The sequence below is a fragment of the Paenalcaligenes sp. GW821-LYS-B07-1 genome (assembly GCF_058803365.1).
Genome location: NZ_CM179516.1, coordinates 1,623,347 through 1,638,188, shown reverse-complemented (window position 1 = coordinate 1,638,188; position 14,842 = coordinate 1,623,347). Strand labels below are relative to the sequence as shown.

12 protein-coding genes are annotated in these 14,842 nt (G+C 47.9%); 3 read left to right on the top strand and 9 right to left on the bottom strand.

Annotated elements, in window-relative coordinates; all coding sequences use genetic code 11:
• Positions 1-77 precede the first annotated feature (77 nt).
• On the top strand, positions 78-716 hold the full coding sequence (locus tag AC3QL0_RS07760) for a glutathione S-transferase family protein (RefSeq protein WP_493010824.1): 639 nt from the start codon (positions 78-80) through the stop codon (positions 714-716).
• 64 nt (positions 717-780) lie between these two features.
• Here AC3QL0_RS07760 and AC3QL0_RS07755 read toward each other — a convergent pair whose 3' ends face one another.
• From AC3QL0_RS07755 to AC3QL0_RS07745, 3 genes are read right to left on the bottom strand one after another with little or no spacing between them, the layout of a single operon-like run.
• Positions 781-1,701, bottom strand: coding sequence for a bestrophin family protein (locus AC3QL0_RS07755; protein ID WP_493010823.1), 921 nt, complete (start codon positions 1,699-1,701; stop codon positions 781-783).
• Between the two features lie 53 nt (positions 1,702-1,754).
• A complete protein-coding gene (locus AC3QL0_RS07750) occupies positions 1,755-3,197 on the bottom strand; it encodes a sensor histidine kinase (protein ID WP_493010822.1) in 1,443 nt (480 codons plus the stop codon).
• On the bottom strand, positions 3,197-3,955 hold the full coding sequence (locus AC3QL0_RS07745; protein ID WP_493010821.1) for a response regulator transcription factor: 759 nt from the start codon (positions 3,953-3,955) through the stop codon (positions 3,197-3,199). Before AC3QL0_RS07745 ends, AC3QL0_RS07750 begins: the two co-directional genes overlap by 1 nt.
• Positions 3,956-4,072: 117 nt before the next feature.
• Between AC3QL0_RS07745 and AC3QL0_RS07740 the strand changes: the two genes are divergently transcribed.
• Together AC3QL0_RS07740 and AC3QL0_RS07735 are read left to right on the top strand one after the other, a co-directional pair.
• Positions 4,073-6,343, top strand: a complete 2,271-nt coding sequence (locus AC3QL0_RS07740; RefSeq protein WP_493010820.1) for a TonB-dependent siderophore receptor — start codon at positions 4,073-4,075, stop codon at positions 6,341-6,343.
• Positions 6,344-6,602: 259 nt separating this feature from the next.
• Positions 6,603-7,637, top strand: a complete 1,035-nt coding sequence (locus AC3QL0_RS07735; RefSeq protein WP_493010819.1) for a GlxA family transcriptional regulator — start codon at positions 6,603-6,605, stop codon at positions 7,635-7,637.
• Between the two features lie 47 nt (positions 7,638-7,684).
• Here AC3QL0_RS07735 and AC3QL0_RS07730 read toward each other — a convergent pair whose 3' ends face one another.
• From AC3QL0_RS07730 to AC3QL0_RS07705, 6 genes are all read right to left on the bottom strand, one after another.
• Positions 7,685-8,035 carry a cupin domain-containing protein gene (locus AC3QL0_RS07730; protein WP_493010818.1) on the bottom strand — a complete coding sequence of 117 codons (351 nt, stop codon included), beginning with the start codon at positions 8,033-8,035 and terminating at the stop codon, positions 7,685-7,687.
• A 38-nt stretch (positions 8,036-8,073) separates the two neighbouring features.
• Complete coding sequence (locus AC3QL0_RS07725) at positions 8,074-9,414, bottom strand: MFS transporter (RefSeq protein WP_493010817.1); 1,341 nt, start codon at positions 9,412-9,414, stop codon at positions 8,074-8,076.
• Between the two features lie 149 nt (positions 9,415-9,563).
• On the bottom strand, positions 9,564-10,895 hold the full coding sequence (locus AC3QL0_RS07720) for an NAD(P)/FAD-dependent oxidoreductase (RefSeq protein ID WP_493010816.1): 1,332 nt from the start codon (positions 10,893-10,895) through the stop codon (positions 9,564-9,566).
• A gap of 128 nt (positions 10,896-11,023) precedes the next feature.
• Complete coding sequence (locus AC3QL0_RS07715) at positions 11,024-12,415, bottom strand: FAD-binding oxidoreductase (RefSeq protein WP_493010815.1); 1,392 nt, start codon at positions 12,413-12,415, stop codon at positions 11,024-11,026.
• A gap of 1 nt (position 12,416) precedes the next feature.
• Positions 12,417-13,379 carry an NAD(P)-dependent oxidoreductase gene (locus tag AC3QL0_RS07710; protein WP_493010814.1) on the bottom strand — a complete coding sequence of 321 codons (963 nt, stop codon included), beginning with the start codon at positions 13,377-13,379 and terminating at the stop codon, positions 12,417-12,419.
• A 10-nt stretch (positions 13,380-13,389) separates the two neighbouring features.
• Positions 13,390-14,790, bottom strand: coding sequence for an NAD(P)/FAD-dependent oxidoreductase (locus AC3QL0_RS07705; RefSeq protein WP_493010813.1), 1,401 nt, complete (start codon positions 14,788-14,790; stop codon positions 13,390-13,392).
• Between the last annotated feature and the right edge of the window lie 52 nt (positions 14,791-14,842).

The following is a 14,842-nucleotide window of genomic DNA, read 5'->3' as shown; positions in this document are numbered from 1 at the left end:
CATCTTAGAGAGAGTTCTGTAAATTTTTACGCTTCACTATTTCCCGAAACTTCCTATATTTTTCATTAACGCCCACAATGCTCACTCTACACATTGCGAATAAAAACTTATCATCCTGGTCACTACGCCCATGGATACTACTGAAAATGTTAGGTGTGCCATTTCACGAGGTGGTAGAAACCTTTAGCAGCTATGGTGGTAATGGGCATAGTTACGAAAAGTTCAGACGGTTTTCGCCCACAGGTTTAGTCCCTTGCCTGAAAGATGGGGAGTTGCTCATATGGGACTCACTCGCTATTTGTGAGCACATTGCTGAGGCTTACCCAGCTGCTTGGCCACAAAACAAATCCGCACGTGTCTGGGCACGTAGTGCTACCGCCGAAATGCACTCCGGATTTCAAGCGCTACGCACGCAATGCCCCATGAACTGTAGCCCCCAAGCCCCCTTAGCGGTTATTGATGCTGAACTATCCAAAGATTTGGCACGCATTGTAGAACTATGGGAAAACGGCTTACAAAACTTTTCGGGGCCTTTTTTGGCTGGCAATCGTTTCACTACCGTGGATGCATTTTTCGCACCAGTCGCCATCCGTATTCATTATTACCAGCTACCTGTCAGCTCCCCCTGTCAAGCCTGGATAGAACGCATTCTCGCCTTACCAGCAATACAAAAGTGGATTGAAGCAGCACGTAGGGAGGTTGAACCTCCACGCTAAGCGCTACCTCTACCGAAAAGGCCATATGAACAGTATGGCCTTTTCATTACCACGCACTACTGCATCACATCAACACGCCATCAAATGGACGTATAGGGGCAGGCACTTCTTCATCGCCTAATAGCTCTGCCACACTAATTTCTATGCTGCGGCATAACGCATCTAAGGGCAGGTTATTTGCTTGCAGGCCAAACGGCTCTTCAATTTGCTCGCCCAAAGCATCCAGCCCAAAGAAGGTATACGACAACACGCCCACCATAATAGGTGTCATCCAACCTAAACTGCCCACCAAGCAAAACGGCAATAACAAGCAATAGATATAGACCGTGCGGTGCAGCAACAAAATATAGGCAAAAGGCATGGGCGTGCTAGTGATGCGCTCGCAGCCACCCGCAATATAAGACAGCCTATTGAGCTGTTTATCGACGTCAGCAAACAAGATGTTATCCATCTGCCCATCACGTCGTAGTTGTGCGTAGGCCTGCCCTAGTTCGCCTAACAGCACATTAGGCGGATTAGACGACGCCAAGCAACGCTGTGCATTGTCTTCGCCCAACCAACGAGTTAAATCCGCAGTCGCATTACTGCCACGCAGCTTATGGCGCAAAGCATGGGAAAAGGCCACCAAACGGTGCGCTAATGTGCGTTTTTGATCCTCGGGGAGATTATCGGTAAAGCTTAAGGTTTGACGTGTCAGATTACGCGTCACGATCAGCAACTCGCCCCACAAGGTGCGCGCTTCCCACCAACGCTCATAGGCCACACTGTTTCTGAAGCCCAAGAAAATCGCTAGCGTCAAACCCACCAACATCAATGGAACAGCCCCCAATCCAGCGGCATCCATAGAGTATTTATATTCAAAAAACACCACTAAGGTTGCTAGCAGCATCATCGCTACTACACGTCGCCAAACGATGGAAACAATGGAGCCTTTTAGGGTAAAAAGCAGCAACCAAGGTGAACGGGAAGCCGGGCGGACGATCATAATGAAAATAGCAAAAAGGGTTATAGAAATTCAGTGTACGGTTGTCGCTCAGGCTAGGGCAAGGGCAAATGCAAACACACACAAAAGCGCTGGTTATCGTGGGTGAATTGAATATGGCCGCCATGCGCTCGCATGACCTCATCGCAAATGCTCAATCCTAATCCATAACCACCCGTCTCACGGTTTCGTGAGGTTTCAACACGATAGTACGGACGCAGTACCTTAGCGTACTCTTCCTGCGGTATACCCGGCCCTTCATCAGCTACCGTAATGACATATTCCTGCGCACGTTTATGCGCATACACATGCACTGTAGACCCATAGCGCAGTCCATTGGAGATCAGGTTTTCCACGCATCGTCGTAATCGTTGAATTTGTACTTTCAGCGTAACCTGCTCCACATCACCCAACACAATCTGCTCACCTAGGTCTTGCCTATTCACGCTCACTGCCGTCACCAACGCCCCTACATCCACGGCCACGGCTTCTTCTGTAGAGGTCTGAAAACGCATCAGTTCTAGAGTAGAGTTCACCAGTTCATTGAGCTGCTCAATATCGCGGCTGAGATTTTTCCGTAGCACCACATCATCCACTTGTTGCACCCGTAAGCCTAAGCGTGTGATGGGAGTACGTAAATCATGCGAGACAGCACTGAAAAAATAAGAACGCTCTTCTATATGCTTCTGTAAGCGCTCAACCATGCTATTAAAGGCATCCCCTAAGTGTTTGAACTCTTTAGAGCCTCCTAGCTGGATGGTTTCCTGGTGCCTGTTTACGTCCATTTCCTTGACGCTTTTTTCTAGCTTTTTCAAGGGTCTAAAGATGAAGTTCAGACACAGCGTCAATGCCAGCACGACCAGAATCAGCCTAACAAAATAGATACGCAGAAAGTAATCGTAGATAAGTTCTACTGTACCTATAGAGCTCCAACCCTGGTTCTCGGTCACCTGCAGTTGCCACAATTGCCCATTAGATAACCTAAACACCGCCACAAAGGACACATCTACCAAAGCTAGCCCGTCTGAGAACAGTGCAAAAAAACCATTACTATCGGCTTTGGTTGTCTGTATTTTGTTGGCAGAAATCAGGCGAAAATCATCACACGCGCCCGTTCTTTCTTGGATGATATTGCCAAAGAATGACACCAGATCATCGTGTATGTTCGACTCATAATTGGGTGAGACAGGCTGGTTACGCTCTACGGCATAGACGCCATTTAACCATTCGTGGCTAATAGATTGCCCAAGCTTTAGCTGTGACTCTGCATGTAAGTACCAGTCAGAAAAGCGTACAGCTGCAATGCGTGCTGGCGTTTCTACCAGCGCTTGATGCCGCATCTGCGACCACATGGTGCTGGTGAGTGCTTGGGCCAAAAACAAACCCACCACAGCCACCACAGTAATCTTGCTACGTAGACGCTCGGGGTAAAAGAAGTAGGCGATTTTATACAGCACCACCCCTAGGCTTCTCGCTTTTGCTGACAAGGTAGAGCCCATTACTGCACGGACACCTGTGTAGGGTCTACATACAGTACATAACCCTCATTACGCACTGTGCGTATGAGCTCTGGCTTGGACCTATCTTTTTCTAAATGCTGACGTAAGCGACTAATACATACGTCCACCGCACGGTCTTCATAACTCATGCTACGGCTAAATGCTCTTTCTAACAGCAAGGCCCTAGGCAGCACCTTGTTAGGCGCCTCGATCAGTGCAACTAAAACGTGAAAGTCTGAGTTGGGCAATGAAATCGTTACCCCTTCTGGCGAGTACAGCAGTCTTGCCTTCATGTCTAACTGCCACCCCAGAAAGCCATAACGCACAGGCTCAGTCATGTGCGGTGCCGACATAACTTGGTTAGTAGAAGCCCCACCCTGCCTGCGCATCACTGCCTTGCAACGCGCTAGTAACTCACGCGCCTCAAAAGGTTTGACTACATAGTCATCAGCACCTAGCTCTAAACCAGCCACTTTGTCGGCTAGCTCCCCACGCGCCGTCACCATAATGATCGCAGGCGAGTGTTCGTGGCGACGAATCTGTTTGCATATTTCTAGGCCATCTTCCCCTGGCAGCATCAAGTCCAGCAACACCAACGAAATGGTGGATTCTTTTAGTATCGTGGCCGCTTCCCTGCCACTTTGCGCAATATAGGTTGAGAAGCCTCCGAATCGAAGCTCTTGCGCCACTAACTCAGCTAATTCCAGATCATCCTCAATAATTAATACGCTACGCAGTAGTTTTTTTTGCTCGTCCATTACATACCAATACAATTTTGCTGCTTCTCAATACACGACAAAACACAGCCTAAAACCATACACGCTAATCTTACGGCAAACAAGAATTATTCTCATTATTGAATTAGGAGTTTAGCTTTGCCGTCAACCTTATCTAGCACTACGCTAAAACCTCTGGCTGCGTTGGTTATGTTGGCCATGTCTGCCCACAGTGTTCTGGCTCAAGAGTCCACACACACCCTTAAAAGCATTACTGTTAAAGGGCATGAGACTATTGATGCGCAAGACAGCTACCAACAGACCTACAGCCGCAGCGCTATAGGTTTGAAGCTAGAAGAAAAAGAAACCCCTCAGGCCATCACCAATATCACTAGACAGCAAATCGAAGACGAAAACATCCAAACTCTGGATGACGCCCTGCTTTCTGTATCAGGTATTTCGGTCAATGAAGTCGATATTGGTTCACGTACTACCTACAGAGCACGCGGCTTTAACATCACCAACTACCGCATTGACGGGCTGGAATTTAATGGCGAGTCCGGATTTTCTGGCATTGGCGGCACCATCAACATGGATCTCTACGAAAATGTCACAATCCTACGTGGTGCCAATGGCTTGCTCGGTGGTACAGGTGATTCCTCGGCAACGGTGAGCTTATCGCGTAAAAAAGCACTACGAGACTTCCAAGTCATTGGTGAGGTAGAAGTTGGAAGCTGGCGTAAACAGCGCGTCATGGGGGACATCAACACCCCACTGTCTACAGACGGTGACTTGCGTGCACGCTTAATTGTGAGTGGCGATGACAGCAACACCTTCCGTAATAACGAAAACCCCAGATCACTGGGTGTGCTGGCTACGCTGACCTACGATTTATCACCCAACACCAGCATCACCGCTGGTTATGAGTACGATTACAAAAAACACAAAGGCACCTCATGGGGCACTAACGTCCCTATTTGGTTTGCGGATGGTAGCGAAACCAACTTTGATAGACGTTTTCACCCCGTTGCAGACTGGAGCTACACCCAACGTAAAAGTTCTACGTGGTTTGCGAACCTAGATCAAAACTTAGGGGGTGGTTGGAATCTGGGCGCCAATTACAGCTATAGCCACTTAGACAGCGTCAACAACTTTGGTGTTCTGAAAGCGAACAGCGCTGGCTCCACATGGGGCTTTTTTGATAAAGATACTGGCCTTGCTTACCTCAATAGCCTGCATTCTGAGAGTGAAACCCGACAACATGCGTTCTCGGTAAACGTGAGCGGCCCCTTCCAGTTATTAGGTCGAGAACATGAACTGATTGTAGGGTTTAACGGCCAACGCACCGAGGAAACCTCATACCAATTTAGCGGTGCCTTGGGCAACTGCAATATTGATGGCATCGCGCCTGCTCGTGGTTGCCAGTACCGTCTAGACCTGCCAGCCAATTGGCAGACATGGAGCGGGAACGAATACGGTGCACCACAAACCTTCAGAACCAACGCACGCGGCGTCACCACCACTAGCAACTATGGCGCGTACCTTGCTACTAGGCTAGAACTTACTGATCAACTCAAAGTGATCCTAGGCTCTCGCTACAGCTACTACAAAACCTACGCCCACGATTACGACAAAGACAACGTACGTAGTGCCCGCCGTGCTGAGTTAGACAAAAAAGTCTGGACGCCATACCTAGGCCTGACCTTTGATATCACCCCTAATCACACGCTGTACACCAGTTACACAGACGTTTTCAAACCGCAAAACCAACGCGATGTGTCGGGCAACATTATTAAGCCTATACGTGGCGCTAGCTATGAGGCAGGTATCAAAAGTAGTTGGTTAGATGACAAACTGTCTACAACAGTCGCCATTTTCCATGCTCAACAGAAAAACGTTGCAAAAGCAGATGATGACAACACGGTATTGAATACCGGCGACCAAGCCTATGTGGCAAATGCTACCGGCGTGAAGTCTACTGGTATAGATTTGCAAGTGGCTGGCGCATTAAGTAGTCGTTGGAACGTTTATGCCGGCTATACCTACATGAATGTAGTAGACCCCAATGCTAACGGTAGCCCACGCGAAGACCCACGACACAGTGTTCGCCTAAGCACCACCTACCGACCTGACATACTGTCCGACAAACTGACCTTAGGTACTAGCATCAGCTACAACAGCGCTACTACGAGCACACCCATGCCCGGTCGTCCGTTAGGTAATGGCAAGTTTGACAACAGCCCCATACGCCAGTCTGGCTACATGCTTACCAACGTTATGGCCCGCTACGATCTGAACAAAAACTTCAGCGTGAGCGCACACATCAATAACCTCTTTGATAAAACCTATTACCGACAATTCGGGTTTTACGATGGCTTGATCTACGGTGAACCACGCAGCTTTATGCTGAACCTACGCGCGAAGTTCTAAGCTCTACCTGGCGTCTTCGTAAACAAAACGGCACTTGCTATAAAGTGCCGTTTTTTATGCCAGAGCACAGGCCAGAGTGCATGCAATGACGTTACCATTTGCAAGGCCTACACATGCACAAACACACTAGAGAAAAGCTCGCAGTATACTAAGAAGCATCTGTTGCACACGCGGTTCTACACTAGCCAATGCCAGAAATTATAAAAACACTGCCATCTATGCTTAGGTGGTTAAACAAATAACCGAGACAGTATGAACAATGGAAGACCTTGCTTCCTCCCTAGGGGATTTCATCGCCATTGAGGATCTGGAAAACATTCAGCCTGATATGCGCGTTTGTTTTATTTTGATGAATAAATTCACCTTAGCTCCCGTAGCGGGGCTGGTGGAGTCATTACGCTTTGCCGCTGACAAAGAATATCGCAGCCAACAGATTTACTGCCAATGGGACTGGATGACCTTTGACAACCAGCCTGTTACCGCCAGTTGTGGGTTGCTCATACACCCTACCACTAGCTTCGACCCTTTCAATAGTTATGACTATGTGGTGTTAGCCGGTGGCTTGCTGTCTGAAACGCGTTCACCCTCAGAGGAGCTTTTACAAACCTTACAACAGATCAACGATGCAAAAATTTCGATTATCGCGCTGTGCTCAGCCTCTTTCGTGTTGGGCAAAGCAGGTATCCTTGATCAACGTAAATGCGCCATACACTACGCCATCATTGATGAGTTCAAACAAAAATTCCCCCACGCCAAAGCACTCATTGATGACAACTTTATTGAGGACGGTGGCATCTACACTTGCCCCGGCGGTACAGCCATAGGACTGGCTACTGCACTCATACGTAAAAACTGCAGTAACGTGCGTGCACAGAAAAGTCTGGATTATTTGCTGCTGCCTAACAAACCCGCTGTGAGTGGCCCTACCGACTCTATCTTGTTTAAAAATCCAAATATTTACGAAAACGAGATCGTTAAAAAAGCCATCACCTACATGCGTGATAACTTAAGCAGTCAGATCACCATGACGGATGTAGCCAAACACGCTAATACCAATACTAGACAACTGCACCGTGCATTTGCAGTAAATACTAATGAGTCCCCTGCCAGCTACTGGCGGCGTTTACGCTTAGAACATGCACGTTTTTTACTCACCAACACCAGCGACTACGTTACCAATATCGCGATGGAGTGCGGCTTTTCGGATGCCTCTCACTTCATCTCCTGGTTTAAAAAACTGTACGGTGAAACACCCTATTCCTATAGAAAGCGTAGACACGAAATAGACAAATAAATCAATCATATAAAAGAGCGCCTAAGCGCTCTTTTGAGTTTTACCCATTAGAACAAGCAATAGGTTTTTTTGAAGTTTTCTTTGATATCCCACACGCCTTTGCAATCAGCGGGAAACAACACGGCATCACCTGCGTGTAACTCCACAGGCTCTAAGCCCTCAGGCTCAAACACACACCAGCCTTGCACAATGTAGCTGAACTCACGATTCTGCAAGAATCGCTCAAATCGCCCAGGAGAGCTTTCCCATACCCCTATCATCGCCTGATTTTCCGTAGAGTCATGTGCCTGCGCCGTACTTTGCATAGCGATCACATCACCTAAAGGGAATTTTGCAGGAGCTGGATCGCCCATTTTCGTTGCTTCTACTGCTCGAATGACTACTAATTGATTGCTCATTTCTTTCCTCATCTTTAGACATAACTAGCTAGTGACATTTATCTAGATAGACTCAGGCTCGCTGCATCAGATAACGACAGCGCATCCACATCCGGAGCAAGCCGCCATGCTGACCACACTCCTATAAGAGACAAACCCGCTGCGACCAACATCGTGAACTCAATCCCAAAATCTGCTAACGACATAGGCACTAAATAAGTTCCTGTTGCTGCACCTATTCGGGAAATTGATGTCACCATGCCCACGGCTGTCGCTCTGACCTCAGTTGGGAAAAGTTCATTTGGGTACACATAGAGTAGGACTTGCGTGCCACCTACAAAAATCGCATAGCCTGAAAACAGCAGCAAAATAATGGACGACGGAGAGTTCGGATATAGCCCGAGCAAAAGCAGCATCAACCCTGACCACAAGAAACTGTGAAACAACATCTTCTTACGTCCCATCACATTGATCAGCATCGTGGCGAAGATACACCCTACAGTAAACAGCACAGTGATCAATACCGATCCTATAGTGGCCATATCCTCGCTAATACTCAGTGCTTTCAATACTTGAGGAGCAAAAGCATAAATGGCAAAAATAGGGATAATCGAACACGTCCAATACATGCATACAAAAAGCATCCGTTTGCCGTAACCAGAGTGGAATAAGTCGTACACCGTGATTTTCTTGGAGTTACAAACAACTTCCTCTTTCAGGTCATCGACGGAATACTGCTGGCCGTACACTTTCTTGATTACAGCATCGGCTTCTTTCACACGTCCTTTACTAAGCAACCACCGCGGTGATTCTGGTGTGCCGTATCGCGCCATCAAAAAGATCGCACCTGGCACGAGTGCACTAGCCAGAACCCAGCGCCACGCTTCTGCCCCGCCATAGCGTAGTGCTATCTCACCGACGATGTAAGCCGCGGCAGCCCCCATAAACCAGAGCACTACCATGACGGAAATCATGGTGCCTCGGTATTTTCGCGGTAAGAACTCCGTTAGGAATGCTGTAGCAATAGGATAATCAGCCCCCACCGCTATACCGAGTAACAAACGCCATACAAACAGCATCCACGCAGAGTCTACCCAGAACTGCGCCACAGAGAAGCCAATAATAGCGATTAGATCAAGTAGGTACAGCACCTTTCTCCCTAACTTATCGGTGATGATGCCCCCCAGAAAACCACCAATAAAAATACCTATTAATGCTGACGCAGCAATCAAACCTTGCCAAAACAGTGTCAGTCCTAGGTCATGGGTAATCTGCATCATTACGACGCCAATCACACTCAGTACATAACCATCCAGAAATGGCCCGCCAGATGAATAGAACGTTAGTTTCTTGTGAAAACTATTTAAAGGGATATCCTCTATAGGTGTTTTTTGTCTCATAAACCGCCTCCATCCACATTTAATTTATATATTTCTCAATGGGAATTATTTTTAAAAGAAGTCTCCGCTACACATTCAAAAGCTTTATTTTTGGCAATAAGACTCCTATTCCCTTTAAAAAAAGGGAATGTAATCAATGAGTAAGTGAGTTAAGCCTCTATACCAGCTCTGTGCTGCGAGTACATCAAGTTGATGTTGACGCCCAGCGTTAAGAACGGGTCTGGTGGCGTACTGCTAGGCCCTGGCGATGCCAACAAAAAATCAATCATGTCGTTACGTTCGCCCGCCAACCAGTCTGCAAGCAAAGCTCCTGTAATCGTGCCTTTTGTTGTGCCCAGTCCGTTGCAACACAATGCACCATAAACATTCTTACCCAGCTGTCCGAATACGCCCTCACCATTGCGTGACATACATAACGCGCCACCCCATGTGTACTCGAACTCGGTATTGCCCAACATGGGAAAACGATTTTCAAAAGACCGACGATGTCGTTGCCGTATTTTGGGTAGTAGATCCGGCTTGCTGCGACCATCGCTGTTATAGCTAAAGCTGTTACGTACCAATAAGCGGTTGTCTGGTGTGCGCCTTAAGGTAGTCCCAAAGGTGTCTGCAGGGATAATGCCCCATGTACGTTTACCGCCTAAACGCTCGCCCTCTTCTTCTGTCAGCACGCGAGTCATGCTGGAGTAGGTAAAAATCGGCAGCAACCTACCTGTATAAAAACCAAATTTAGCAGCGAAGGCATTGTTGGTTAACACCAGTTTTTTAGCCTCAATCACGCCCCCTTTAGCCGTATGCAAAATCACCTTGTGTGGGTGCGTTTCATTGTCGAACTCGGTAATGACCGTATGCTCATACAACGTCACGTTCTTAGGCAGGTTTTCTGCCAAGCCTTTTACCAAGGCCGATGGCTGCACCAAGATAGTGCCCGGCGTAAACAACGCACGTTTATAGAAAGACGTTCCAATATGTTCAGGCAGCGCCTTTTCCTCTATTACGTGATATTCAGTGCCTAAGCGATCCAACCCTTTTTGATAGGCGACCAACACATCAAGGCCGCGCTGTTCTACCGCAGACTGGTACTTACCCACTGGATCCATTTTGCAATCAATGGAGAACTCTGCCACCAACCCTTTTAAGATATCTTGTGCCGCCCGATTTAACTTCAGGTACATGCCTGCCGTGTTTAGATCACCGATGTAGTCTGGCGCACCAATATCATGTGGTAGATCAATTAAGAAGCCCGAGTTTCTACCTGAAGCACCAAAACCCACCTCTTGCGCCTCTACCAGTACCACACTGTCATCTGGGAAATTATTGGCTAGTTGTCGAGCAGCGGACAACCCAGCAAAACCAGCACCAACCACTACCCAATCGGCTTCAACTTTAGCTGTAAGCATAGGTTTTACTGTGCGTTTCTGGCTCAAGTGATACCATGCACAACCATTGTCATCTGCGGGTGTAGATGTAACTTTAATCATGTTGTCTCCCCACTATTGTTATAGCTATTCTTACCGTCATCCAAGATTGCCAATATAAGAAAACGGACTATTTTCAGAAGAAAATGCCACCGGTGTTCCGCACGTTAGAACCCGCAGGTTTCAGGTTGTTATGCCATGTCAAAAATCTTTCCTGGATTCATAATTCCATTAGGGTCAAAAAGCTGTTTTATACCTCTCATGTACTCCACCTCGGTATGGCTACGGCTGTACGTTAAATACGGTTTTTTAGTTAACCCCACCCCATGCTCGGCCGAAATAGATCCTCCATATTTCGCGACCAACTCGAAAATTTTGGGATTGATCTGCTTACATAGTTCGTAGAACTCAGGGATGGGCATGTCGTGTGGCTTCACCACGTTCAAATGCAGATTTCCATCACCAATATGCCCAAACCAGCAGGTTTCAAAGGAAGCATAGTGTTCAGCAAAGAACTGTTCTATGTCATTGATGAAAGCAGGCACATGACTAATCAGCACCGAAATGTCATTTTTATTGGTGGTATAGCCGGATAAAGACTCGGTAATGTCTTCTCTCAAGCGCCATAGATTTTTGAGTTGTTCTAGGGATTGGCTTAACACGCCATCCACTACCCACCCTTTCTCCATACATGCCTCAAATACCTGCATGGCTTGATTCAAGGTTTCCTCATGCGGGCTTTCAAACTCTAGTAGCACATAGAAAGGGGCTTGCGTCGCAAAGGGTGCGCTCACATGGCCGCAATCTACTACCTTTTGCATCGCATTCGCATCGAAGAACTCAAAAGCAGTTAAATCTATCTGTGCTCTGAACTCGCGCATCACGGGCATCACGGCGTCAAAATCAGGCACGCCCAATACTAAAACCTGTAAGTTTTGCGGCTGCCGCTCTAATTTCATATGGGCTTCAGTAATCACTCCCAACGTACCTTCTGAGCCTATGAACAAATGCTGCAGCGCATAACCCGTCGCATTTTTCATCATGCCGTTATTGATATGTAGCACCTCGCCACTGCCCGTCACCACCGTTAGGCCCAATACCCAATTGCGGGTCATACCATAGCGTATAACCTTGATACCACCGGCATTAGTCGCAATATTGCCACCTATCTGGCTAGAACCAGACGATCCGAAATCAACGGGATAAAACAAGCCCTTTTCTTCAGCAATAGTTTGCAACTGTTCTGTGATCATGCCTGCCTGCACCTGTATCACTCTGTCTTCAGGCAGATAATCCAAGACACGATTCATCTTTTCTAAGCTCAAGACTATTTCGCCCTTCATCGCGACGGCACCGCCCGAAAGCCCTGTACGCCCACCAGAAGGCACAATAGCGATGTGCTGCTGATTCGCCAACTGCACTATTTTCTGCACTTCTTCGGTGTTATTGGGAAACACGACTGCAATAGGGTTAGGCGTAAACACTCTGGTTTGGTCTTTACCAAAGACCAGCTTAGCGTCTTCATCTACTTTCACCCTATGCTCGCCCACAATAGCGATTAATTGTTCTATTACGCTTTGCATACTAGTTTTCCATGTGAACTTTATTTTCACTGTCTACAAACTCAACGATGTTGGCGATAGCCTTATCCATCAATGTTTGCATAGCATTCTCGCTGCTCCACGCCACATGTGGCGTCAACATAAAGTTAGGGTGATGAATAAGCTGAAAAATGGGGTTATCCAGCTGAATGGGTTCGTGCTCTACCACATCTAACCCCACCCCACCCAACCGCTTTTCTAGCAATGCGGTAATCATGGCGGACTCATTGATCACGCCGCCACGCCCAGTATTGATGAGCAAGGCATCTTTCTTCATCATCGCCAGCTCAGCCGCATCAATCAGATGGTAGGTTTCCGACGTCAATGGGCAGCAAATCGCCAACACATCACTGCTTTTGAGTAGCGCCTCTAAGGGAACGTACTCCTTGCCTTGGTACTTACCGTTTCTGTCATGCAACTGTACCTGCATGCCTACGCCTTCCGCGATCTGTTTGAGCCTATGCGCAATGGGCCCATTGCCAATGATGCCCAGATGCAAGCCGCGCAGATCTCTCACCCTATAATTCAGATATAGGTTCTGTAGTGCGGCATCGCCCTCGTGAATATCGCGCATCAACTGGTGGTAGTTCCCTGTGCGACGCAATAACGCAAAAATCAGTGACAGGGTATGTTCTGCGACGGTGTTCTCGGCATAACCTGGCACGTTTGCCACTCGCAAACCGCGCTCTTGGCAATACGCCACATCCACAATATCCACCCCTGTTAACGCCATGGAAATCATTTGCAGATTAGGTAGCTGCTCTAGCTGCTCTTGGCGTAATGGCAAACTACAAGTCACCGCAATCGTGGCATCCTTTAAGCGCTCTACCACCTGATCTGGGGCGGTATACGCATAGTTCGTCCAGGTATGAGGAAACTCCGGCCTATTAATGCTGACCGCAGGCCCTATACCTTCGTAATCTAAGAAAACAATGTGATGTGTCATAGCCAACTCACTATTCTTTAATGTCATTGAGTTGCGGCACATAGCCCGCTGGTGCTAACGCTGCCAGCTTTTGTGTGAGCCAACCAGCTTGTTTATTCATGTCCTCGTAGCGCTCTTTTTTCACCAGCGCATTGCGCACCACGTGCGCGCCTATGTAGCTAAACGGCTCGGGTGGGAACAGCTTGATCTCTTGATCAACTAAGCCACAATTTGCCCACTCATCGTCAGCCTCTTCTACCAATGACTTAATAATGCGACTGGCAAACACCGTGGTCCCTACGCCATTGCCCGAGAAACCAATGCCAAAAAAGATATTCTTATGACCACCCAATCGCCCAAAATTAGGCAGACCTTTAATGGTTCTATCTATAGGGCCAGTCCAATTACTGACTACAGGCACATCATTTAACTGCGGGTAAAAGCTACGCATTTCCTGCTCTACTTTGTCAGCAGCAGGGCTGGGCTTGTCGTAGATAGTTTCTATATCACCCGCAAAACCAAACTGCCCTAAGGGCTTACCAAATACGATGCGGCCTTTGGTGGTGTTACGCCAATAGTTCAATAACGTACGAGAATCGGTAATCGCAACACCGCTATCCAGCCCTATCGCTTTTAAACGCTCAGGCACAGGGGCTGTGGCTACCATATCACTGGACATAAGCGTAATCATGCGTCGTAACTCGGGGAACTGCGCGCCCCATGCATTCATGGCCACTACCACTTTCTTGGCACGGATACTGCCATCGGGGGTGTGCACGACAGGATGCTCAGATCGCTCTAGCTTTGTCAGCGGAGTGTGCTCAAACACTTGTACACCCAACTTGATGGCTACTGCCCGTAAACCACGCGCTAGCTTGGCAGGCTGTACCGTTGCCGCATTGGGATCAAAAATCCCACCAAGCACGCGTGGCGACCCCGTACGCTGCCTAACCTCGTCGGGCGACATTAACTTAAAAGGATTCAATCCATGCTTTTCTAGCTCACGTGTGAGTAATTCCCATGAGTCCATCTGCGTTTGATTACTGGCGGTCCACAACCATCCGTCTTTACGAAACTCGGCATCAATACCGTGTTCAGCACAAAAGCTGCCTATTTCATCAATGGCAGATTCTGCTGCTGCACAGACTCGCTTGGCCTCTTGCTCACCACAAATTTGCATCAGCGATAAATACTTGGCCCACCAGTTTGTTGCAATACCACCGTTACGGCCGCTCGCTCCTGAGCCACAACGGTCACGCTCTATCAGAGCGATATTCATATCAGGATTCGCTTGCTTCAAACGGATGGCAGACCATAAACCAAAAAAGCCTCCCCCGATGATGCATACATCTGCCTCCATAGAACCCGTCAAGCTAGGTGCTAATGCGCTTTCCTGATCCAATGCCTCCGCATACCAGAACCCTCTGTACATAAATGAATCCTTTTTCTGCTTTATGAATTGGCTCTAGTATTTCGCGACGTGC